General features: G+C 65.8%; 20 protein-coding genes. 16 read left to right on the top strand and 4 right to left on the bottom strand.

Annotation, left to right across the window (positions count from 1 at the left end):
- Both DTS01S_RS10160 and DTS01S_RS10155 read right to left on the bottom strand, forming a co-directional pair.
- Positions 1–1,782: an acyl-CoA dehydrogenase gene (locus DTS01S_RS10160; RefSeq protein WP_016452523.1), complete on the bottom strand. Its 1,782-nt coding sequence runs from the start codon at positions 1,780–1,782 to the stop codon at positions 1–3.
- Between the two features lie 157 nt (positions 1,783–1,939).
- Positions 1,940–2,641 carry a nitroreductase gene (locus DTS01S_RS10155; RefSeq protein ID WP_016452524.1) on the bottom strand — a complete coding sequence of 234 codons (702 nt, stop codon included), beginning with the start codon at positions 2,639–2,641 and terminating at the stop codon, positions 1,940–1,942.
- Positions 2,642–2,935: 294 nt separating this feature from the next.
- Here DTS01S_RS10155 and DTS01S_RS10150 point away from each other — a divergent pair, with 294 nt between their 5' ends.
- On the top strand, positions 2,936–3,964 hold the full coding sequence (locus DTS01S_RS10150) for an AraC family transcriptional regulator (RefSeq protein ID WP_016452525.1): 1,029 nt from the start codon (positions 2,936–2,938) through the stop codon (positions 3,962–3,964).
- Positions 3,965–3,986: 22 nt separating this feature from the next.
- Here the strand turns inward: DTS01S_RS10150 and DTS01S_RS10145 are convergent, their stop codons facing one another.
- Positions 3,987–4,757: an SDR family NAD(P)-dependent oxidoreductase gene (locus DTS01S_RS10145; RefSeq protein WP_026062536.1), complete on the bottom strand. Its 771-nt coding sequence runs from the start codon at positions 4,755–4,757 to the stop codon at positions 3,987–3,989.
- Between the two features lie 286 nt (positions 4,758–5,043).
- Here DTS01S_RS10145 and DTS01S_RS10140 point away from each other — a divergent pair, with 286 nt between their 5' ends.
- The 15 genes from DTS01S_RS10140 to DTS01S_RS10070 all read left to right on the top strand — a co-directional run bounded on the left by DTS01S_RS10140 (position 5,044) and on the right by DTS01S_RS10070 (position 19,433).
- Positions 5,044–6,075, top strand: a complete 1,032-nt coding sequence (locus DTS01S_RS10140; protein WP_017405984.1) for a helix-turn-helix domain-containing protein — start codon at positions 5,044–5,046, stop codon at positions 6,073–6,075.
- A 147-nt stretch (positions 6,076–6,222) separates the two neighbouring features.
- Positions 6,223–7,368: an acyl-CoA dehydrogenase family protein gene (locus DTS01S_RS10135; RefSeq protein WP_016452528.1), complete on the top strand. Its 1,146-nt coding sequence runs from the start codon at positions 6,223–6,225 to the stop codon at positions 7,366–7,368.
- A gap of 11 nt (positions 7,369–7,379) precedes the next feature.
- Positions 7,380–8,432 carry a CaiB/BaiF CoA transferase family protein gene (locus tag DTS01S_RS10130; protein ID WP_035884637.1) on the top strand — a complete coding sequence of 351 codons (1,053 nt, stop codon included), beginning with the start codon at positions 7,380–7,382 and terminating at the stop codon, positions 8,430–8,432.
- Between the two features lie 11 nt (positions 8,433–8,443).
- Positions 8,444–10,111 (top strand): long-chain fatty acid--CoA ligase, encoded by a 1,668-nt coding sequence (locus tag DTS01S_RS10125; protein ID WP_017405987.1) that lies wholly within the window; start codon positions 8,444–8,446, stop codon positions 10,109–10,111.
- A 44-nt stretch (positions 10,112–10,155) separates the two neighbouring features.
- A complete protein-coding gene (locus DTS01S_RS10120) occupies positions 10,156–11,337 on the top strand; it encodes a thiolase family protein (RefSeq protein ID WP_017405988.1) in 1,182 nt (393 codons plus the stop codon).
- 11 nt (positions 11,338–11,348) lie between these two features.
- A complete protein-coding gene (locus tag DTS01S_RS10115; RefSeq protein WP_223301378.1) occupies positions 11,349–12,134 on the top strand; it encodes an enoyl-CoA hydratase/isomerase family protein in 786 nt (261 codons plus the stop codon).
- A gap of 29 nt (positions 12,135–12,163) precedes the next feature.
- Positions 12,164–12,946 carry an SDR family NAD(P)-dependent oxidoreductase gene (locus tag DTS01S_RS10110; protein ID WP_026062537.1) on the top strand — a complete coding sequence of 261 codons (783 nt, stop codon included), beginning with the start codon at positions 12,164–12,166 and terminating at the stop codon, positions 12,944–12,946.
- A 147-nt stretch (positions 12,947–13,093) separates the two neighbouring features.
- Positions 13,094–13,816 (top strand): glutathione binding-like protein, encoded by a 723-nt coding sequence (locus tag DTS01S_RS10105; RefSeq protein ID WP_017405991.1) that lies wholly within the window; start codon positions 13,094–13,096, stop codon positions 13,814–13,816.
- A gap of 45 nt (positions 13,817–13,861) precedes the next feature.
- Positions 13,862–14,470, top strand: coding sequence for a 2-hydroxychromene-2-carboxylate isomerase (locus tag DTS01S_RS10100; RefSeq protein WP_017405992.1), 609 nt, complete (start codon positions 13,862–13,864; stop codon positions 14,468–14,470).
- A gap of 84 nt (positions 14,471–14,554) precedes the next feature.
- A complete protein-coding gene (locus DTS01S_RS10095) occupies positions 14,555–15,721 on the top strand; it encodes an ABC transporter substrate-binding protein (RefSeq protein WP_227472655.1) in 1,167 nt (388 codons plus the stop codon).
- Between the two features lie 16 nt (positions 15,722–15,737).
- The gene (locus tag DTS01S_RS10090; protein ID WP_017405994.1) at positions 15,738–16,505 is read left to right on the top strand and encodes an ABC transporter ATP-binding protein; all 768 of its coding nucleotides are present in this window, start codon (positions 15,738–15,740) and stop codon (positions 16,503–16,505) included.
- A complete protein-coding gene (locus tag DTS01S_RS10085) occupies positions 16,502–17,218 on the top strand; it encodes an ABC transporter ATP-binding protein (RefSeq protein ID WP_026062538.1) in 717 nt (238 codons plus the stop codon). The genes DTS01S_RS10090 and DTS01S_RS10085 overlap by 4 nt, the downstream gene beginning before the upstream one ends.
- A 20-nt stretch (positions 17,219–17,238) precedes the next feature.
- Positions 17,239–18,111, top strand: a complete 873-nt coding sequence (locus DTS01S_RS10080; protein ID WP_016452539.1) for a branched-chain amino acid ABC transporter permease — start codon at positions 17,239–17,241, stop codon at positions 18,109–18,111.
- Between the two features lie 11 nt (positions 18,112–18,122).
- Positions 18,123–19,118 (top strand): branched-chain amino acid ABC transporter permease, encoded by a 996-nt coding sequence (locus DTS01S_RS10075; RefSeq protein WP_227472656.1) that lies wholly within the window; start codon positions 18,123–18,125, stop codon positions 19,116–19,118.
- Positions 19,119–19,127: 9 nt separating this feature from the next.
- Positions 19,128–19,433 carry a thiolase family protein gene (locus DTS01S_RS10070; protein ID WP_017405997.1) on the top strand — a complete coding sequence of 102 codons (306 nt, stop codon included), beginning with the start codon at positions 19,128–19,130 and terminating at the stop codon, positions 19,431–19,433.
- Here the strand turns inward: DTS01S_RS10070 and DTS01S_RS10065 are convergent.
- Complete coding sequence (locus DTS01S_RS10065) at positions 19,426–21,408, bottom strand: relaxase/mobilization nuclease domain-containing protein (RefSeq protein WP_035884628.1); 1,983 nt, start codon at positions 21,406–21,408, stop codon at positions 19,426–19,428. The genes DTS01S_RS10070 and DTS01S_RS10065 overlap by 8 nt on opposite strands.
- Positions 21,409–21,432: the final 24 nt, after the last annotated feature.

The raw sequence follows: 21,432 nt of genomic DNA, 5'->3' as shown, positions 1-21,432 counted from the left end.
TCAGAGTTGATCATCCGCCAGGGCCAGCGTGCTGGCGGCGCCGCCCGTGACGATGTCGCGCAACATCGGCGCCTGCACTAGGACATGCGCTGCGTAGTGGCTGGCCGTGGCACGCTTGGCGCCGAGAAAGCCCGCATCGCCAGATCTCGCCGCGAGTTGCGCAGTGGCGGCTTCGGCCATGCGCGCCGACAGCCAGCCGCCGATCACCGTGCCCGCCAGCCGCAAGAAGGGCACGGCGCCCGCCGCGCACTGCGCGGGTTGGTCGTCGTGGGCCAGCAGCCAGTCGGCCGCGTCCCCCAGCGCACGCGCCGAAGCCGCTAACACGCCGCCGATCTGCGCCAGCGCGGCATCGGGCATCTCGGCCAACCGGCGCGCATCGCCGTCGATGCGGCCCAGCAGTGCCTTCAGCGTGCGCCCGCCCTCGCGCGCCAGCTTGCGGCCAATCAGGTCGTTGGCCTGGATGCCCGTCGTGCCTTCGTAGATGGTCGTGATGCGCGCGTCGCGCAAGTGCTGTGAGGCGCCGGTTTCCTCGACGTAACCCATGCCGCCATGCACCTGCACACCATCGGACGTGATGCCCTGTGCGCTGTCGGTGCACCAGCCCTTGACCACCGGGATCAGCAGGCCGACCAGGGCCAGCGCCTGCTCGCGCTCTTGCGCGTCGGCGTGGCCTGCGGCGCGGTCCATCTGGCCGGCGCAGAAATAGGCCAATGCGCGCATGGCCTCGGTGCGGGCCTTCATGTCCATCAGCATGCGCCGCACGTCCGGGTGGCCGGCGATGGTGGTGCTGCCGCTGAGCAGTGGCTTGCCCTGCACCCGCTCCAGCGCGTAGGCGCGTGCGCGCTGGTAGGCGCGCTCGGCGATGCCCACGCCTTCAAGGCCGACGTTCAGCCGCGCATGGTTCATCATCGTGAACATGCAGGCCAGCCCCTGGTTCGGCTCGCCGACCAGGTAGCCGATCGCGCCCCCGCAGTCGCCAAAGCTCATCGACGCCGTGGGGCTGCCGTGGATGCCCATCTTGTGCTCGATGGAGGTGCAGGCCAGGTCGTTGCGTTCGCCCAGGGAGCCGTCGTCGTTGACCAGGTACTTCGGGCACAGGAACAGCGAGATGCCTTTCACGCCGGGCGGTGCATCGGGCAGGCGCGCCAGCACGAGGTGGACGATGTTCTCGGCCATGTCGTGCTCGCCCCAGGTGATGAAGATCTTGTTTCCGCTGACGCGGTAATGGTCGCCTTCGGGCACGGCGCGACTGCGCAGCGCGGCCAAGTCGGAGCCTGCTTGGGGCTCGGTGAGGTTCATGGTGCCGGTCCAGCGGCCCGCGACCATGGGCTCCAGGAAGCGGCGCTTGAGTGCGTCGCTGCCATGGTGCGCAATGGCTTCCACCGCGCCCAGCGTGAGCATCTGGCACAGGCTGAACGCGAGGTTGGACGACTTCCACATCTCCAGCACGGCTGTGGACACCAGCGTGGGCAGGCCCTGGCCGCCCCATTCGGTGGCAGCGGGCATGCCGTTCCAGCCGTTCTCGCAGAAGCTGGCCCAGGCTTCGCGAAAGCCATCGGCTGGCGTGACCTGGCCGTCGTGCCAGCGCGCGCCCTGCACGTCGCCGGTGCGGTTCAGCGGATCAAGCACGCCGGTGGCGTAGTGGGCAGCCTCCTGCAGGATGGCCTCGACCAGGTCGGGCGTGGTTTCTTCATGGCCCGGCTGGGCACAGATCGCATCCAGGCCTCCGACTTCCTTCATCGTGAACAGCATGTCGCGCAAGGGCGCGGCGTAGGTAGACATTGCTTACTCCTCTTTGTGGGTTCAACCCGTCTGCCCCATAGGGCATACATCCATGCATGACCCTACCCACCAGGACAAGGCCCGGTCGATCAACCGCTTCAGGGCGGCTGAATTTCTCAGGCGGCTTACGACGCGATTAGTTGGTATGACAAGATTTCTAGAAGCCGCTGAAGCGTGTGAAGTTCTCGACCGGCTCACGCTCGGTGCGCACGCGGTTCACCACGGCCGCCGGGTCGGCATAGCCCAGTGCCATGCCGCACAGGACCATCTGCCCGTCCGGGATTTGCAGGGCTTCAGCCAGAAGGCGCGGGTAAAGGGTCCACGCCATCTGCGAACAGGTATCCAGGCCTCGTGCGCGGGCCGCCAGCATGATGTTCTGTAAGAACATCCCGTAGTCCACCCAACTGCTCTGCACCATGCGCCGGTCCAAGGTGAAGATCAAACCGACCGGCGCATCGAAGAAGGCAAAGTTGCGTGCATGTTGAGCGCGCATGGCATCCGTATCTCCCTTGGAGATTCCGACTGCGGCATAAAGAGCGAAACCGCACCGACGCCGCCTGGTCAGGTAGGGCTCGAAGAACTCGGCCGGGTAGATGTCGTATTCGGACTGGTGCTCTCCCTCTTCATGGTGAAAGGCGTGCAATACACGGTCGCATAGGCGCTTCCTCGCCTCGCCCGCCACGGCAATGACATGCCACGGCTGGGTGTTGGTGCCACTGGGCGCGCTGGCTGCCACCGACAGAATCTGGGCCACCGCTTCTTGCGACACCGGGGTCGGCAGAAAGGCGCGCACGGAACGACGTTCGCGCATCACCGCATCAATCAGCATGTTGCGCAAAGGCACGGCGCAGACAGACATTCACTCTCTCCTGGTTGCTGGGCTATTCGGGTGAGCACACCGACATGCCGTTGCCGAAGAAGCATTCATGCGAATGCATCGATGCCGAACGTCCACGGGTCGTCCCTGGGTGTGCTACCAAGCGGTATTCTGGGCACTCGGCACATACGCGTCTTGCCCGCCAGTGCATGGCGAGTTGACTTTGTATGCACAAGGCAAAATCCGGTTGACCGCAGCCGGACGCTACATCGTTAGCGGGCCGTTTTCTTGGTGTAATTTCGGATTCAGCGCCAGCTATCGTTGCTCCCTTTGACCATGTTGAAACCCGTCGTCACTGTTCCTGTTTTTGCCGTGCATGGCCTGCTCGACGGCGCGCGCAGCAAAGGACTGGCCACCGAGTCCTGGCTGGATGGCGTTCTGGCGCAGGCCCGCATCGCCGAGTCGCTGCTGCATCTGGAGCAGTCGCGTGTGACCATAGAGCAATACATCGCACTCTTCAGTGCCGTGAAGAACAGCTTGGACGACGAATGCCTAGGCCATCTACACGGTCGGCCGTTGCGCTGCGGCAGCTTTGCGCTGATGGCTCGCTCTACGCTCGGGGCCAAGACGCTGGCAGCCGCCTTGCAGCGCGTGAGTGCATCCTTCGCCCTGCTGCAGGACGACGTGGCGCTTGTGCCCGTCTCTGATGGCTTGCTCAAGGGTGCTGCTCTGGACGTGCGCCACGCCCTGGGCAAACATTCAGACTTCCTGCACGGGCTGCTGTTGCGCGTTTTCTGGCGTCTGCTGGTATGGCTGCACGGCGGCCGACTGGTGCCCAGAGGGCTCGATTTTGCCTTCGAGCCACCGCCGCGTGCCGCAGACTATGCCCAAATCTTCTCGGGCACGTTGCGGTTCGGGCAGGCGCGGTCGGCGGTCTGGTTCGAGGCATCCGCATTCACGCAGCCGATGCGCCGTGACACCGCCGCGCTCCAGACCTTTTTGCGTGCCACACCGGGCAACCTGATCGGCCCGCGTCTAATCGAGCGGACAGCCAGCGCGCGGGTGCGCGCGCTATTGCAGCAAGCGTGCCCGGAGTGGCCCGATCTGACTGTCGCCGCGCAGCGCTTGCACATGTCGGTCAGCGCACTGCAGCGGCATCTGGCCGTGGAGGGCAAGTCCTTTCAGGTGCTGAAGGACGAGTTACGGCGCGACATGGCGATCGTTCGGTTGACCAGCACCGATGCCGCGCTGAGCGCCATCGCCGCCGAGTTGGGGTTCGCCGACGGCACCGCCTTCCAGCGGGCCTTCAAGTCATGGACCGGCAGCACGCCAGGCGTCTATCGTTCGCGCACCCAAAAAACGTAGCGCTGCTTCGACGCGGTCGCACTCAAAGCGACGAGCACAGATGCCCGCCATCCACTGGCACGCAGGCGCCGGTCATCCACGACCCGGCCTCGGTCGCGAACAGCAGGAACAGACCGTTGAGCTCCTCCGGCTTACCCAGGCGGCGCATCGGGATGCGCTTGATAAGCGCCTTGCCATGGTCGGTATCCCACATGGCATCGGTCATCTCGGTGTCGATGTAGCCCGGCTCGATGGCATTGACGCGAATGCCGTGGCGCGCCCATTCGAGCGCCAGGCTCTTGGTCATGTGCACGACTGCAGCCTTGGACGTGGCATACAGCATGGCGCCCGGCATCACGCGTTCGCCCAGGATCGATGCGATGTTGATGACTGAGCCTCCCCGCCCCGCATCCACCCAGCGCTGCGCGGCACGCGCGGCCACCAGCCACACGCCGCGCACGTTGGTCTCCATCAGCGAGTCGAAGTCGGACGCAGGCAGCGTGAGCGACAAGGCGTCGTTGGAAGCCCCGGCGTTGTTAACCACCACGTCGAGGATGGTGCCCGAGGCGTCTATCTCGGCGAAGGCGTCGTCGATGGACTGCTCGGAAGCCACATCCATTTCCAGCACCGTGACCTGAGGCGAACCGAGCTTTTCGAGTTCCTGGGCGAGTTTGTCGAGCCGCGCCTTGCGCCGCGCCCCAATCACTACCTTGGCCTTGCAACCAGCAGCCAGCCGAGCGAAGTTCTCGCCCAGGCCCGACGAGGCCCCCGTGACCAGCACCCGCTTGCCTGCCAGCATTGCACCCAGATCCATCATCGTCTCCTTGCATCTTCAGTTCGCCGTCGATGCCGGGAGGTTAGCGCAGGGCCGCTCGGCTGCGGGGTTGCCTCGCTCCCCCATCCGTCGAAAGAGGTGCCTTGTCAGTTGATCGAGACCATCCGTCATTGCCGCGCCAAGCACCGCTGCCTACGATTGCCTGTATGCCTTGGGTACCCTGAGCGCCGCACGAAAGCACGCCACGGTGTCGACGCTCCGGTCCCGATGGGCTGCGGCGTCTGGGGGCAGATTCAGGAGACGACAAGTGCTGCAACAGTCACCCATGGAATGGTCCATCGACCATGCGCCCATCGAGGGCAGGATAGATGCGACGGAAGCGATCCTCAAGGACTCCTTCCAGCGCTGGAGTCTTTCCTCCCCGGCGAAGCCTGCTGCATTCCAGGCGAAGTTGCGGCGACACGAACTCGCCGGAGCCTCCTTGGTATGCACCGTGACCGGTGCTTGCGTCGAGCAGTCTCCTCCTGGACATTCGTCATTCGACGATGAGTTCTGCCTGGGGCTGCAGCTGAACCTGAGCGGCCGAGTACAGTTGCAGCAGTGGGACACGCCAATCTGCGAGGGCGACATGTTCCTCTGGCGTACCGATCAGCGGCAAGACTATGAGGTGCTGGAACGAACCCACAGCGTGTCGTTGATGATTCCCTGGCAGCTCATGCGCGAGCATCTACCGGGCCGCAAGCAGCCGCCCGCAGCCTGCCGCATTGACAGTCACACAGGCGTGGGCTCACTGCTCAGCCAACACCTGATGGGGTTGGCAAAGGAGATCGGCGCCGTGCCGCCCTCCGCCCACGTCGCCCTTTGCCGCACGGTGATCGGGCTTCTGGACATTGCGCTGCCAGAGCCGGAGAGCGCCACTCGATTCACGGCCATGGCCGCGTTGCGCGAACGAGTACTTGCCTACATCGCCCAGCATTTTCAAGAGGATGACCTGAGTCCGGCACGCATCGCCGCGGCGCACGGTATTTCACTGCGTTACCTTCATGCGCTGTTTGCGCAGGGCGATACCACGGTGGTCGGCCACATCCTGGAAAGCCGATTGCAAGCGTGCTGGCGGACACTCGTTGACCCGGTCTGCCGGCATCTGCAGGTCTCGGCGATCGCCTTTCACTGGGGCTTCAACTCCACCAGCCATTTCTGCCGCGCATTCAAACAACGCTTTGGAGTGTCGCCCAGCGATGCACGCGGCATGACTGCTCACGGCTCCGCCATCGGCCCGGTCGAGTCAGCCGGGCTTTCCCTTGCACACGCAAAGTCAACTTGCCATGCACTGGCGGGCAAGACGCGCACGGGCTGAATGCCGACCATATGCCCTGGACAGACTGAGAACGCAGAGATTCGACGCTTCGCCCGCCCCGTTGTGGGTATGCGGGCATGACCCGGGGCCGCATCGCTGGCCAAGTTTTCAAACCTTCATCGTACAAACCTTCTGAGGAGCGCTCCCATGCTGCCGCAATTGCACCGTCAACCCTGGATGGACAGCGACATCGAGACCTTTCGCGACCAGGTGCGCCGCTACATCGCCGCCGAGATGGCTCCGCACCTGCCCGCTTGGCGCGAACAGGGCTACGTCCCGCGCGAGACCTGGCGGCCCTTCGGCGAGATGGGGTTCATGCTGCCCGAAATGCCCGAAGCCTACGGCGGCACCGGGGCCAGCATTGCCTACCAGCTGGTGGTACAGGATGAGTTGACCAGAGCGGAAATGCCCAACAACGTCCAGGTGAACAGCATCGCTGCGCACTACATCATGGACTACGGCACCGAGGAGCAGAAGCAGCGCTGGCTGCCCAAGCTGAGCAGCGGCGAGATGCTGCTCGGCATTGCGATGACCGAACCCGGCTGCGGGACGGACCTCAAGGCCATCGCCACCCGCGCGCGCCGTGATGGCGACCACTACGTGATCGACGGTGCCAAGACCTTCATCACCAACGGCTACACCTGCAATCTGCTGATTGTGGTCGCACGCACCGGCGAGGCGGGCAGCCGAGGCCTTTCGCTGATCGTGGTGGAGACCGAGAACCTGCCAGGGTTCCGCGTGGGCCGCCTGCTCGACAAGATCGGCCTGCATGCGTCGGACACCGCCGAACTCTTCTTCGACGGGGTGCGCGTGCCGGTCGATCAAGTCCTGGGGGGCGTCGAAGGGCTTGGTTTCAAGCAGTTGATGGGCCAGTTGCCCTACGAACGCATGACCATCGCCGTGCCTGCGGCGGCCATCATCGACCGGGCCCTGGAACTCACCGTCGAATACACGAAGGAGCGCAAGATTTTCGGCGCACCGCTGTTCGAGATGCAGACCACGCGCCACAAGCTGGCCGAGATCGCCACCACCGCTCACGTGGTGCGCACCTTCGTCAACGACTGCATCCAGCGGCTGCTGGACGGAAAGCTCGACGCCGAAGCCGCGTACATGGCCAAGTGGTGGTGCAGCGAGCAGCAGTGCCGCGTGGTGGACGAGTGCCTGCAGATGTTCGGCGGCTACGGCTACATGTACGAATACCCGATCGCGCGCATGTACACCACCTCGCGCGTGCAGAAGATCTACGGCGGCGCGAACGAGGTCATGAAAGAACTGATTGCGAGGAAGCTGTGAACGCCTCGCACATGCTGCAAAAGCCACTGCACGGCGTCCGTGTGGTGGAGTTCGAAGGGATCGGGCCGGGCCCGCTGGCCGCCATGATGCTGGCCGACATGGGTGCCGAGGTGATTGCGCTGACACGGGCCGAGCAGGCCGCCGGGGCGCAGCCGCTGGGCGGGGCGGCGGCCAACCCGCTGCACCGGGGCAAGACGGTCGAGATCACCGACCTGAAGTCGCCCGGCGGCAAGGCGCGCGCCCTGGATCTGATCGGCCAGTCCGACGTTCTGATCGAAGGCTTTCGCCCCGGCGTGATGGAACGGCTGGGGTTCGGCCCCGCCGAATGCGCGGCGCGCAACCCCAAGCTGGTCTATGGCCGGATGACGGGCTGGGGCCAGGACGGCCCGCTCTCCCGGGCCGCTGGCCACGACCTGAACTACGTGGCGCTGACGGGCCTGCTGTCGCTGTCGGCCCGCAAGGGGCAGATGCCCATCGTGCCGCCCTCGGTGCTCGGGGACGCGGCCGGGGCGCTGGGCATGGCCTTCGGTGTCGCCTGCGCGCTGGTCGATGCGCGCGGTAACGGTAGGGGCAGTGGCCGCGGCCGGGTCGTGGATGCCGCCATCATCGACATCGTGGCCATGATGGGCACGCTGGTGCATTGGATTCGCGCCAATGGGCAGATCGACGGCACGAAGCCGAGCCCGTTTCACGATTCGCCGTTCTATGACGTGTACGCCTGTGCCGACGGCGGCTTCATCAGCCTCGCGGTGGTGGAGCCCGCGTTCCACGCACTGCTGCTGTCGAAGCTGGGCCTGACGGACGTGAACCCTGCCGACCAGTACGACACGACGACGTGGCCAGCGCTGAAGGAGCGCATTGCGGCCCTCATCCGCAGCCAACCCAGGGCGCACTGGTGCGCGTTGCTCGAAGGCAGCGACGCCTGCTTCGCGCCCGTGCTCAGCCTGGCCGAGGCGGCGCGGCATCCGCACAACGCGGCACGGGGTATCTACCAGACCACCCCCTCCGGCGCCATCGAGGCGGCCCCGGCCCCACGGTTCCAGGCACTCAACGCAATTACTTAGGAGACCAGAAAATGACCAGCACCACCCAGCCCATCCGCGGCTGCCCGTCCACCACGGGCAACGAACGCCAGCTCAACACCACGACGCTGATCCGGCACGCCGCGCGCACCCACGGGGACCAGGAGATCGTCTACCGCACACCCGATGGCGGCTGGGATCGCTACACCTATGCCGACTGCTACGCGCGCGTCTGCCGCAGCGCCAATGCGCTGCGCGCGCTCGGTGTCGAGCCGGGCGACCGCGTCGGTGTGCTGGACTGGAACAGCCGGCGCCACTTCGAGCTGTACTGGTCCATCCCCGGCCTGGGCGCGGTCATGCTGCAGATGAATCTGCGCCTGGGCGCCGAGGACCTGGGCTACGTGGTCGGCCACAGCAAGGTGTCTTACGTTTGCGTGGACGAGTCCTTGCTGCCGATCGCCGAATCCGTCGCAGCGAACTCGCCCCAGATCAAGGGCTGGATCGTGATGACCGACAAGCCGCTGGACCAGATCAAGACCACGCTGAAACCGCTGCTGCACTACGAAGACCTGCTGGCCGCTGCTGATGCCAAGATCGACTGGCCCGAGATCGACGAAACCTCGGCTTACAGCGCCTGCTACACCACCGGCACCACGGGCAAACCCAAGGGCGTGTACTACTCGCACCGCGGCATCTACCTGCACTCCACGGGCATGGCCACCAACATGGGCATGACGCTGGACGACTGCGTCATGCTCATCACGCCCATGTTCCACGGGCAGTGCTGGGGCTTACCACAGGCCGCCACGCTGCTGGCCGACAAGATCGTGCTGCCGGGACGCTACGCTGCCGAGGACACCAAGCCGCTGGTCGACACCATGATTGCCGAGGGCGTGACCATCACCAACGGCGCACCGGCCATCTTCCAACCGATGCTGCAGTACATCGAGACGCTGCCGGTCAAGCCGGACTTCAGCCGCATGCGCATGCTGTCCGGCGCGAGCGAGCCGCCGCTGTCGATGATGATCGGCTTCCACGAACTCACGGGTGCCGAGGTGGTGCACGGCTACGGCGCCACCGAAGCCACGACGCTGGTGACCGTCAACCGCCTCAAGCCCACGTTGAGGAAGCGCTTGACTCAGGACGAGCGGTGGAATCTCAAGCGCAAGCAGGGCCTGGTCCTGACCGGCGTGGACATCCGCATCCTCGATGCCAACGACCAGGATCTGCCGCACGACGGCCAGTCGGCCGGCGAGATTTGCCTGCGCGGCCCCTGGATCACGACCAGTTACCACGACATGCCCGATTCGGGCGATCGCTTCCTGGAGGGCGGCTGGTGGCGCTCGGGCGATGTCGGCACGGTGGACGAGAACGGCTACCTCAAGGTTACCGACCGCATCAAGGACGTGATCAAGAGCGGTGGCGAATGGATCTCTTCCATCGACATGGAAAACCTGCTCATGGGCCACCCGGCCGTGCGCGACGCCGCGGTGGTCGGGGTTCCGCATCCGAAGTGGCAGGAGCGGCCGCTGGCCCTGGTGGTGCTGAGGCCCGGCCAGCAGGCGACCCAGGAGCAATTGCAGGAACACCTGACCAGCGCCTTCGCAAAGTGGCAGTTGCCGGATCAGATCCTGTTCGTCGAGACCATCCCCAAGACCAGCGTCGGCAAGATCGACAAGAAGCGCATCCGCGTCGAGCAGGCAGAGCGCTACGCCGCCTGAACGCCACTTTGCGTGACACCCAGTTTCTTACACAGGAGAACCAGATGAATGACCATGAACCCGTTATCGTCGGTGCGCTGCGCACCCCCGTGGGCAAGCGCGGCGGGCGCCTGCACAAGTGGCATCCCGTCGATCTGATGGCCGAGACGCTGCGCCAGTTGGTCGAGCGGTCCGGCGTCAACCCCGCCGATCTGGACGACGTGATCATCGGCTGCGTGCTGCAGTGGGACCAGCAGCACGGCAACCTGGGCCGACATGCCGTATTGGCGGCGGGGCTGCCCGAATCCGTGCCGGCGGTGACGGTCGATCGGCAATGCGGCTCGGGCCAGCAGGCGGTGAGTTTTGCCGTGCATGGCATCCAGGCGGGTGCCTACCAGTTGGCCATCGGCGGGGGGGTGGAGTCGATGTCGCAGGCGCCACTGCCGCCGTCGTTCAAGCCCGGCGCGCCGCTCGGTTCGCAATACAGCCCGCGCGAACTGGCGCGCTACCAGGACAACCCGCTGATACCGCAAGGCGTTTCGTCGGAGTTGCTGAACACGCGCTTCGGCCTCACGCGTGAAACCCTGGATGCCTCCGCAGTGCGGAGCCATAAGCGCGCCACCGAGGCGATTCAGGCCGGTCGCATCAAGGACCAACTGGTGCATCTGACCGAGGACCCGGCCGACCCGAACAGTCCGGTCGTCGCCGCCGACGAGGGCGTGCGCGCCAACCCCGACCCCGAAAAGATGGCCACGCTGAAAGCCGTGTTTGCCGCCAACGGCACCACCACCGCCGGCAACTCGTCGCAGGTCAGCGATGGTGCCGCCGCGCTGCTGATCGCCAGCCGCGCCTATGCCAAGAAGCATGGCCTGAAGCCGCGTGCGCGCTTCGTCAGCACGGCAGTGGCCGCCGCCGACCCGGTGATCCAGTTCACCGCCGTGCTCGACTCCACCCGCAAGGCACTGAAGGAATCGGGCCTGACCATCAACGACATCGACCTGTTCGAGGTCAACGAGGCTTTCGGCGGCGTACCGCTGATGTTCCAGCAGGAGTTCGGCATCCCGGACGACCGCCTCAACGTCAATGGCGGCTCGATGGCCATCGGCCATCCGCTGGGCTCCACCGGCGCGCGCATGCTCACCGACCTGCTGTATGAACTGGAGCGCCGGGGCGGCCGCTATGGCCTGCAGACCATCTGCGAGGCTTCGGGCACGGCCAACACCACCATCATCGAGCGGCTTGCATGAGCGGGGCCACCATGAGCGAAGCCAGTGAAGTGCTCGTGAGCCGTGACGGCGCCGTCGTCACCCTGACCATCAACCGCCCGCGTGCGAAGAACAGCCTGAACCGCGCGGTATTCGATGGCCTGCGCGCGCAGCTTGCGCAACTGCGCGACGACGATGCCGTGCGAGCCGTCATCATCACCGGCGCCGAGGACGTGTTTTGCGCGGGCGCCGACATCACGGCCTTTGAAGTGCTGCGTGCCGCGCCGCTGCTGGGCGACCGCTCGGCAACGGGCTGGGACTTTTTTGCGGCGCTGGGGCGCTTCCCCAAGCCCGTCATCGCGGCGGTGGAAAAGGTCGCGCTGGGCGGCGGCATGGAACTGGCGCTGGCCTGCGACATCGTGATTGCTGGCGAGTCCGCCAAGTTCGGCGTGCCGGAAGTCAAGCTGGGCGCCATTCCCGGTGCCGGCGGCACCCAGCGCCTGGTTCACGCCATCGGCAAGTCCAAGGCCATGGCGCTGCTGCTGACCGGCGATTTCATGGACGCCCGCAAGGCATGCGACGTTGGCATCGTCGCCGAAGTGACGGCTGATGGCCAGGCCCTGCCGACGGCGCTGGCGATGGCCTGCCGGATTGCGGCCAATTCGCCGCTGGCCGTGGCGCTGGCGAAAGATGCGGCCCTGGCCAGCTTTGAAACCCCGCTCGCGCAGGGCCTGGAGCATGAGAAGCGCAATTTCGTTGTCGCTTTGCGTTCGGCCGACAACCTCGAAGGGCAAGCGGCATTCCTGGGCAAGCGCACCCCCAAATTCACCGGCCAATAACGCCTGTCTGTCATCTTCAAGGAAAAACCATGCAACTCAATTCCGACATTTCTGCCGTCATCACCGGGGGGGCTTCCGGCCTGGGGGCCGCCACGGCCCGGCGTTTGGCCAGCCATGGCGTCAAGGTCGCCATCTTCGACATGAACGAAGCCGTCGGCCAGGCGTTGGCCAGCGAGCTTGGCGGTGTTTACTGCAACGTGGACGTGACGTCCGAGGAGCAGGTGGACGCGGCCTTCGCCAAAGCCCGTGCCGCGATCGGGCAGGAACGCATTCTGGTCAACTGCGCCGGCACGGCCGACGCCGTCAAGACCGTCAGTCGCGACCGGAAAACGGGCGAGATCCGCCCGAGTGCGGTGGATCGCTTCAACCGCATCGTGCAGATCAACCTGGTGGGCACGTTCCGCTGCATTGCCAAATCGACGGCGGGCATGCTGGCGCTGGAACCGCTGGCCGACGGCGACCGCGGCGTCGTGGTCAACACCGCTTCGGCCGCTGCGGTGGACGGCCAGGTCGGCCAGGCCAGCTATGCCGCCAGCAAGGCCGCCGTCATGGGCATGACCTTGCCGATCGCACGCGACCTGATGGACGAAGGCGTTCGCGTCAACACCATCCTGCCGGGGATCTTCGGCACCCCCTTGCTGCTGGCCCTGCCGGACAACGTCAAGCAGGCGCTGGCGGCCAGCGTGCCCTTTCCCAAGCGTTTGGGCGACCCCGATGAATTCGCGCAGGCCGTCGAGTTTCTGGTCACTTGCGGCTACATGAACGCTGAGTCCATCCGCGTGGATGGGGCCCTCCGCATGGCGCCGCGCTGACGCCTTGAACCCTCGAAGAGCTGCGCATGATGTCGTCAACCCGAGAAAGCCACGCAACGGGAGCCTGGAATGTCAGGGGGTCGGCCACGGGTGCCTGCAAGTCATGGCGTGATGTCGATCCGCAGCTCGGCAGGAGCGTCATTCGCCATGATTGACCTGCATTACGCACCGACACCCAACGGCTGGAAGATCTCCATCCTGCTGGAGGAACTCGGACTTCCCTATACGGTGACTCCGGTCAACATCCGCGCTGGCGAGCAATTCAGGCCGGAATTTCTGGCGATCAGCCCGAACAACCGCATTCCGGCCATAGTGGACCATGCGCCGCTCGACGGCGGCGGCCCGCTTTCGGTGTTCGAGACCGGCGCCATCCTGGTCTATCTGGCCCAGAAAACCAACCGCTTCCTGCCCACGGATCTGCGCGGCTTCACCCAAACCATGCAATGGGTGATGTGGCAGGTGAGCGGACTGGGGCCCATGCTCGGCCAGCATGGTCACTTTGCGCTGTATGCGCAGGAAAAGATCGCCTACGCGATTGAGCGTTACCGCGACGAAGCGGCACGGCTGTATCGCGTGCTCGATACCCAGCTCGGCAAGACCGGCGCCTATGTCGCTGGCACCGAGTACGGCATCGCCGACATCGCTTGCTTTCCCTGGACCATGACCCACAAGGCCCAAGGCTTCACGCTCGACGACTTTCCCCACCTCAAGCGCTGGTACGCCAGCGTGCGCGGCCGGCCCCAGGTGCAAGCGGGGCTGGCGGTCGGCAAATTCGAGCAAGAGCCGCTGGACGACGAAGCGAGAAAGAACATGTTCGGCCACAAGGCCAGGGAGCTGGCGGAACGGAGCGCCATTCCGGGGCGCGAGTAGCGCGATTCCGGAATCCAGTGACGCCCCAAAAACACAGGAAACACCATGATCGAATTCTTCTTCGACTGCTCCAGCCCCTGGACTTATCTCGCCTTTCATAACATCCAGCCGCTCGCCAAGGAGCTTGACGTTGAGATCACATGGCGGCCGATCCTGGTCGGCGGCATCTTCAACACCATCAATCCCACCGTCTATGCCTCGCGCGAGACGCCGGTGCCGCAGAAGGCCCGCTACCTGAAAAAGGACCTAGCGGATTGGGCCCGCTCGACGGGGCTTGCGATCAAGATGCCGCCGACGGTGTTTCCCGTCAACAGCGTGAAGGCGATGCGCGGCTGCATCTGGCTCGGCAACGACATGGCGCCGTTTGCCCGCGCCATATTTGAAGCCTATTGGGGCGACGACCAGGACATCTCGCAGGACGCGGTGCTGGCGCAGGTGTGCCAGCGCGTTGGCATCGAGCCCGCCCAATTCTTTGCAGGCATCGGCGAGCAGGCGATCAAAGACCAGCTCAGGGCCAACACCGATGAGGTGGTCGCGCGCGGCGGCTTTGGCTCACCGACCATCTTCGTGGACAAGACGGACATGTATTTCGGCAACGACCGCATGCCGCTGATCCGCGAAGCCGTGCTGCGCTTGCAAGGGAAGGCGGCCTGATGCCGCAGGCCAGGGTTCACCCATCCATCCATTCATCTCACCACCACCACAGGAGACACCATGCAAAAAAGACAATTCATCACCATGCTTTCCGGCGCCATGCTGACCGGCGTTTCTGGCCTGGTCCGCGCGCAGGGCGCGGGCACCCCGGGCGTGACGGATCGCGAGATCAAGATCGGCTCGACCGGACCGCTCAGCGGCCCGGCCGCAGGCTATGGCATCGTCGGCAAGACCATGTCTGCATGGTTTGACCTGGTCAACGCCGAGGGCGGCGTGAATGGGCGCCAGCTCAAGCTGGTGCTGGCCGACGATGGCTACAGCCCGCCGAAAACCCTGGAGCAATCGCGCCGCCTGGTGGAGCGCGATCAGGTGGCTTTTCTCGCGGCGCAGATAGGCTCGTCCACTGGGCTGGCGTCGCGCAGCTATCTCAACAACGCCAAAGTACCGCAACTCTTCGTTTCGTCCGGCTCCGCCACGTGGCTGGATGATGCGGCTAAGTTCCCCTGGAGCATGGGCTGGCTGCCCCTGTACACCGACGAAGGGCGCATCCTGGCCAGGCACATCCTGCAGACGCGGCCCAACGCGAAGATCGCCATGTTCTACCAGAACGACGACGCCGGCAAGGATGTGCTGCGTGGCGTGAAGGAGGTTCTGGCTGCCGCCGGGAAGAAGCTCATCAGCGAAGAGTCGCATGAGGTGTCGGATCCGACGGTGGACTCGCAGATCGTCTCCATGCATGCCTCGGGCGCGGACGTGCTGGTGGCGTGGGGTTCGCCCAAAGCCACCCTCCAGTCGCTGCGCAAGACCCACGACATCGGCTGGCGCCCGGCCATCTACATCAACCCGAGCGCATCTTCGGTGCCCGCGGTGCTGACTCCGGTGGGGCTGGACAAGGTCAAGGGCATCATGAGCGCCGCGTTCCTCAAGGATCCGAGCGATCCGACCTGGAAGAACGACCCTGGTGTCCTGGCCTGGCATGCCTTCATGGACAAATACAACAAAGGCGCGGCCAAGGAATACCTCACCGTGCTCGGTGCCTGCCTTGGGCAAGTGACAGTGCAGTTGCTCAAGCAGTGCGGCAACGACCTCTCGCGCGAGAACATCATGCGGCAGTCGCGCCGCCTGGACATGGATTTGCCCATGATGCTGCCGGGCCTGCGTGTCAAGACCAGCGACGCCCGCCCTCACCCGATACCGGACATGCGCATCCAGCAGTTCGACGGCACGAGCTGGAAGGTGATGCCGTCCTGACGGGGCGAGCGCAGCGATGGAACCCATTCTTTCCGTACGCGACCTGACGATCCGCTTCGGCGGTGTCGTCGCGCTGGACGCCTTCTCGATGGACGTGCCCGAGGGCTGCATCTTCGGCCTGATCGGGCCGAACGGCGCTGGCAAGACGACCTGCTTCAACTGCATCAGCGGCCTGTACCGGCCCACCCACGGCAGCGTGCGCTTCGGCCAGGCCGAGTTGACGCGCCTGCCGCGCCACGGCGTGGCACGGCTGGGTCTGAGCCGCACCTTCCAGAACGTGGCGCTCTACCCCTCGCTCACGGTGCGCGAAAACGTGATGGTGGGTGCGCACGCGCGGCTGCCGGTGTCGATGCTGGGTGCCGCGCTGCGCTCGCGCGCCGTCCGTGCCGCCGAGGAAGAAATCGCGCACTCGGCTGACGCGGCCCTGGCCACGCTGCGGCTGTCTGACTATGCCGACCGGGGCGTGGCGGAACTGCCAGTGGGCATCCAGCACCGCGTGGAAATCGCGCGGGCGCTGGTGACGCGGCCCAAGCTGCTGCTGCTCGACGAGCCCGCCGCTGGCCTCACCGCTGGCGAGGTCGATGAACTGCGCGACGTGCTGCTGCGCCTGCACGAGGAATTGAAGCTGACCATGGTGGTCGTGGAGCACAACATGCGCTTCGTGATGAAGACCTGCTCCGACCTCGCGGTACTGAGCTTTGGCCGCAAGCTCGCCCAGGGCTCGCCCGAGGAAGTGGCCAACAACGACGCCGTGCTCGATGCCTATCTGGGAGGTGTGCTGTGACCCAACGGCTTGAAATCCGCAACCTCGCGGTGGCCTACGGCCGAACGGCGGTGGTGCATGGCATCGACCTGCACGTGCAGGCCGGCGAGATGGTGGCGCTGCTCGGCGCCAACGGCGCGGGCAAGACCTCCATCCTGCGCGCCATCAGCCACCAGCAGGTGACTGCCAAGGGCACGCTGCGCTTCGAGGGCCAGGACATCATCGACATGGCCGCGCCCGCCATCGCCTCGCTGGGCATCGCCCACGTGCCCGAAGGGCGCGGCACCTTTGGCGACCTGACGGTGCTGGAGAACCTGCGCGTGGGCGCCATCCACCGCCGCGACAAGGACGGCATCGAGCAGGACATCGCCCGGATGCAGACGCTGTTTCCCAAGCTGTCCAGCCGCGCGAAGCAAGCGGCGGGCACGCTCAGCGGCGGCGAGCAGCAGATGCTGGCCATCGCGCGCGCGCTGATGATGCGCCCCAAGATGCTGCTGCTGGACGAGCCTTCGTTCGGCATCGCGCCGCGCGTGACGCAGGAGATCTACGAACTCCTGCACCAGTTGCGCGAAACCGAGCACCTCACGGCGCTCATCGTGGAGCAGAACGCCCAGGTCGCGCTGAACCTAGTCAACCGGGCCTATGTGCTCGAAAGCGGGCGCGTCACTGCCCAGGGCACCGCAGCCGAGCTGCGCGAAGACGACGCCGTGCGCCGCAGCTACCTCGGCCACTGATCAAAAAGAGGTTCATCACCATGCAAGCATTCCTTCACCAGATAGCTTCGGGCCTGGCGGCGGGCGGCATCTATGCCAGCCTCGCCATCGCGCTCGTGCTCATCTATCGCTGCACTTCGTCCGTCAACTTCGCGCAGGGCGAACTGGCGATGTTCTCCACCTATATGAGCTGGGCGTTGGTTCAGGCGGGCGCATCATGGTGGGTGGCCTTCGCCGTTGTGGTCGTGGGTTCCTTCCTGCTCGGGCTGGCGCTGGAGCGGGTCATCTTCCAGCCCCTGCGGCACAAGCCGGTGCTCTCGGTCGTGGCGGCCAGCATCGCGCTGCTCATCATCTTGAACAGCCTGGTCGGCTGGCTGTTCGGGCATGAGATGCTGGAGTTCGCCACGCCGTTCGGTGGAGTCCTCAGCCGTGCCGAACCCTATCTGTCGGCCCACGAGGTCGGCGTTCTGCTCGTCACCCTGGCCGAACTGGCGGCGGTATTCGCGTTCTTCCGCTTCACCCGGTTCGGCCTGGCGATGCGTGCGGTGGCGGTGAACGCGCCGTCGGCGGAACTGTCGGGCATCAGCACCAACAAGGTGCTGGCCGTGGGCTGGGGTCTTGCAGCGGTGGCCGGTGCCGTGGCGGGGCTGATGGCCGCGCCCATCGTGTTCCTGGAGCCGTCGATGATGATGGGGCCGCTGATCTACGCACTGGCGGGCGCGCTGCTGGGCGGCATCGCCAGCCCTGTGGGCGCCGTGGCCGGGGGCTTCGCCGTCGGGGTACTGGAGAACCTGCTGGGCGCCTACGTGGTCGGCAACGACCTGAAACTGACCTGCATCATGCTGTTGATCATCGCGATGCTGGTCTTGCGGCCCGCCGGTATCTTCGGCAAGACGGCCCAGGTGAGGGTGTGAGCATGAGTACCATGAGCGCCCCACTCAACATCCGCCCGGTGGCATCGCCCACCTGGTTGCGCTGGACGGCCTCGGTGGTCGGGCTCGCGCTGCTGGCCTGGTCCTTTAGTTGGCAAAGTTATCCGTTGTACGTGATGACGCAGGTGCTGATCTATGGCATCGCCATCATGGGCCTGAACCTGCTCACCGGCTACACGGGCCAGATCTCGCTCGGCCACAGCGCCTTCTTCGCCATCGGTGCCTATACCGCGGCGGTGCTCTCGCATCACCTGGGCTGGCCGTTCTACGTGGGCGTGCCGGTGGCGGCGCTGTTGTGCTTCGTGGCGGGTTTCCTCTTCGGCTTCCCGGCGCTGCGGCTGCCCATGCTTTATCTGGCGCTGTCCACCTTCGCGGTGGCGGTGGTGACACCGCAGGCGCTCAAGTGGAAAAAGATCGAGTGGCTGACCGGTGGCGTGGCGGGGATCGTCCTGGAAAAACCTGTGTTCCCAGGGGTGCTGGCCGACCGGGCGGACTGGGCCATCATGGCCTGCGTTGCGGCCTGCGCGCTCTGCGCCTTCCTGCTGGCGCGGCGGATTCTCGGCTCGCAGTTCGGCCGCCTGGTGGACGCCTCGCGCGACCAGCCGCTCGCGGCGGCGGCGGGCGGACTCGACATCACCGCCCTGCGCACGCAGATGTTCGGCCTCAGCGCGGCGTTCACCGGCCTGGCCGGTGCCCTGAGCGTGGTGGCGGGCCAGTTCGTCGCGCCCGAGAACTTTCCCTTCCTGCTCTCGGTGTCCCTGCTGGTGGGCAGCTTCGTGGGCGGGGTGCGCAGCCTGTGGGGCGCCTTCCTGGGGGCTGCCTTCATCGTGCTCACGCCCAACCTGGCCGAGAGCGTGTCGCAATCCGCGCCGTGGATGATCTTCGGCTTCGCACTGCTCGCGGTGGTCTTCCTGGCCCCTAATGGCTTGAGCGGCTGGATCACCAGCCTCTGGCGCAGGCGTGCAAATTCCTCATCCGCCCAGTCTTAGACGCTTTCCATGCAGCCCGTCTTCGTCGCTGGCACGGGCATGACCCGTTTCGGCAAGCACATTGACTGCGGTCTCAAATCGCTCGCCGCCGAGGCGATTGGCGAAGCCATTGCCGATGCAGGCATCACCCCGTCCCAGCTGCAGGCCGCCGACATGGGCAACGCCGCTGCTGGTGTCATGGCCGACCAGGTGCTGATCCCCGGACAGGTGGCGCTGCGCGGCATGGGCATCGGGCGCATTCCGGTCGTCAACATCGAGAACGCTTGTAGACGCATCCTTGCAGTGGGTGCTCGATATGCTGCTGGCTTCAGATAACAGATAAGCCCTGTTGCCGTCGGATTTGCCAGGATACGCGGCCGTCATGTACCTGCGCAGAAATCGGCATACCGAGTCGTTGTTCGATGACAGGCCTCCATGGCACCAGGCTGAACCCCATGCCATCATCGAGCATGGCGTAGCGCCCGCTGGCCAGCATGACGCTGCGGCGGTAGATACCCGCCACGCGCTGGCCATCGGCCACGGGCCGGTGCTCCAGGCCAGTTTCGGCGGCCAAGTCCTTCGCGGCATGCGCTACATCCCGGCTGCGCAGCATTGCCAGCAGATTGCGCGCCAGGATGACGCGTTGGCCGCGCCGCTCGGCCAGCCCCTGTTCGGCCAGGAAGTCGGTGCGCTGTTGCATTGCCTGCTTGGCCTCGCCGCCAAAGCCCAGGTCGCCCAGGCCAGAGCCACCGCCGATCAACTGCTGGTCAAGCCAGGTGGCCCCGATCACGCGGGCCTGCCGCTCGATGGGCAGGTGCGATTTCAGCTCCACGGCCACGCCGCCCAGGCGCTGCGCGTCGTAGCGACGGCCCTGATCGGGCAGGTCGCCCGGCACCTTCCATAGCCCTTCGGCCACGCGCTCCACGATGCCTGCCCGGCGCAGGGCTTCCAAGCGCCGGACGTGGGCCGCGACGACTTCCTGCGGATCGCGGCCCGGTACGGCCTGGCCCTGCGCGATAGCAAGGTGGTGGTCGGTGCGGTACAGGCCATCGCTCGCCAGCACGGCGATGTTCTTGTCAGCCGCGCGCACGTCGGCCGATCCCTTCACCTCCACCACGGCGCCGGTGGGATAGTTCGCCAGCTCGTCGCGGGTGTTGAGCGCGACGTAGTGGGCCTTGCCGTCCACCCCGTCGATGACCAGATAGCCGCGGTCGCGCAGCTCGTCGGCCAGCCCCTTCGCGGCCACGCGGCCGAGAATGGTTCGGCTATCGTCGCCCGGCTCGAACACCGCCAGTTCGCGCGGCTCGCCGCGCATGGCACGCTGCATGGTGCGGATGATGTCGCCACGCTCGCCCAGGGCGCGCAAGGTCTTCTCGGCATCGGCATGGACGGCCCAGGTGCCCGGCTGCGCCTCGTCGGCCAGTCCCAGGCGCTGCAAGCGTTGCAGGCGGCCGATCAGCAGCAGGCGTTGGCGTTGCAGCTTCGGTTCGTTGAAGCGTTCGATCTGCACCCGGCCGTCTTCGCCGGCCTCGCGTTGCAGCGTGCGATCCAGGCTCGTCCACCGCTCCTGCTCCACCTCGCGTTGCAAGGTCTGCTGGATCTCCAGTTCGGTGCGCGGCCCCAGCCATTCGGTCGCCAGTTCAGCGGCACGATGGCGGAATCCATCAGCGATGTAGTCGCCGGCGATGATGAGGTCTTTGCCGGTGTCGTCGCGCCCGCGCACGATCAAATGCGTGTGGGGGTTGTCGGTGTTCCAGTGATCCACCGCCACCCAATCCAGCCGCGTGCCCAAGTCAGCTTCCATGCGGTTCATCAGATGCCGCGTGTAGGTGCGCAGGTCGTCCAGTTCGGCCCCGTCCTCGGGCGAGACGATGAAGCGGAAATGGTGCCGGTCGTCGGCGCAGCGTTCCTTGAAAGCATCCAGATCGGCTTCGTCGGTCTGCGGCCCATAGGCCCGGCCTGGCTCGCCATCACGGCCCACACCATCGCGCTCGATGTAGCGCAGGTGCTTGGCGAGCGATTGCGGGCTGGCCCGCTGCTGGTTGACCAGCAAGGTTTTGATAGTCACACGCCGCGACATGGGCGTGAGCTTCGCGCCCGCAAACCGCGCCGCCGTATGGCCGCGCCCCAGGCGTGAGCCGGGCCGCTGGCCGGTGGCCTTGCCGCCGATGGCCGATGCCGGACGGCGCACCGAGGACTTGCCGCCACTGGCCTTGCCGGCCTGCTGGAGCACCTTGGAAACGAAGCCCTGGCCGCGGTTTTTTGGAGCGCTGGGGCGGATGCGGAAATCGTCGTCGCGGCGGTTGATCATGACTTCTCTCCCTGAAAGCTGGGG

Origin of the sequence: Delftia tsuruhatensis NBRC 16741 (assembly GCF_001571325.1) — a bacterium.
Classification (GTDB): Bacteria; Pseudomonadota; Gammaproteobacteria; order Burkholderiales; family Burkholderiaceae_C; genus Comamonas; species Comamonas tsuruhatensis.
Note: the sequence above shows the minus strand (reverse complement) of the source record. Positions and strands in the feature narration are given on the sequence as shown.

What these genes read in the sequence shown, in the direction of transcription:
- DTS01S_RS10140 (WP_017405984.1), top strand. Translation starts at nt 5,044, where the DNA reads ATGGAATGGTCCATCGACCATGCGCCCATCGAGGGCAGGATAGATGCG.
- DTS01S_RS10150 (WP_016452525.1), top strand. Translation starts at nt 2,936, where the DNA reads ATGTTGAAACCCGTCGTCACTGTTCCTGTTTTTGCCGTGCATGGCCTG.
- DTS01S_RS10120 (WP_017405988.1), top strand. Translation starts at nt 10,156, where the DNA reads ATGAATGACCATGAACCCGTTATCGTCGGTGCGCTGCGCACCCCCGTG.
- DTS01S_RS10125 (WP_017405987.1), top strand. Translation starts at nt 8,444, where the DNA reads ATGACCAGCACCACCCAGCCCATCCGCGGCTGCCCGTCCACCACGGGC.
- DTS01S_RS10110 (WP_026062537.1), top strand. Translation starts at nt 12,164, where the DNA reads ATGCAACTCAATTCCGACATTTCTGCCGTCATCACCGGGGGGGCTTCC.
- DTS01S_RS10105 (WP_017405991.1), top strand. Translation starts at nt 13,094, where the DNA reads ATGATTGACCTGCATTACGCACCGACACCCAACGGCTGGAAGATCTCC.
- DTS01S_RS10135 (WP_016452528.1), top strand. Translation starts at nt 6,223, where the DNA reads ATGCTGCCGCAATTGCACCGTCAACCCTGGATGGACAGCGACATCGAG.
- DTS01S_RS10070 (WP_017405997.1), top strand. Translation starts at nt 19,128, where the DNA reads ATGCAGCCCGTCTTCGTCGCTGGCACGGGCATGACCCGTTTCGGCAAG.
- DTS01S_RS10095 (WP_227472655.1), top strand. Translation starts at nt 14,555, where the DNA reads ATGCTTTCCGGCGCCATGCTGACCGGCGTTTCTGGCCTGGTCCGCGCG.
- DTS01S_RS10065 (WP_035884628.1), bottom strand. Translation starts at nt 21,408, where the DNA reads ATGATCAACCGCCGCGACGACGATTTCCGCATCCGCCCCAGCGCTCCA.
- DTS01S_RS10090 (WP_017405994.1), top strand. Translation starts at nt 15,738, where the DNA reads ATGGAACCCATTCTTTCCGTACGCGACCTGACGATCCGCTTCGGCGGT.
- DTS01S_RS10075 (WP_227472656.1), top strand. Translation starts at nt 18,123, where the DNA reads ATGAGCGCCCCACTCAACATCCGCCCGGTGGCATCGCCCACCTGGTTG.
- DTS01S_RS10160 (WP_016452523.1), bottom strand. Translation starts at nt 1,782, where the DNA reads ATGTCTACCTACGCCGCGCCCTTGCGCGACATGCTGTTCACGATGAAG.
- DTS01S_RS10155 (WP_016452524.1), bottom strand. Translation starts at nt 2,641, where the DNA reads ATGTCTGTCTGCGCCGTGCCTTTGCGCAACATGCTGATTGATGCGGTG.
- DTS01S_RS10100 (WP_017405992.1), top strand. Translation starts at nt 13,862, where the DNA reads ATGATCGAATTCTTCTTCGACTGCTCCAGCCCCTGGACTTATCTCGCC.
- DTS01S_RS10115 (WP_223301378.1), top strand. Translation starts at nt 11,349, where the DNA reads ATGAGCGAAGCCAGTGAAGTGCTCGTGAGCCGTGACGGCGCCGTCGTC.
- DTS01S_RS10080 (WP_016452539.1), top strand. Translation starts at nt 17,239, where the DNA reads ATGCAAGCATTCCTTCACCAGATAGCTTCGGGCCTGGCGGCGGGCGGC.
- DTS01S_RS10145 (WP_026062536.1), bottom strand. Translation starts at nt 4,757, where the DNA reads ATGGATCTGGGTGCAATGCTGGCAGGCAAGCGGGTGCTGGTCACGGGG.
- DTS01S_RS10130 (WP_035884637.1), top strand. Translation starts at nt 7,380, where the DNA reads ATGCTGCAAAAGCCACTGCACGGCGTCCGTGTGGTGGAGTTCGAAGGG.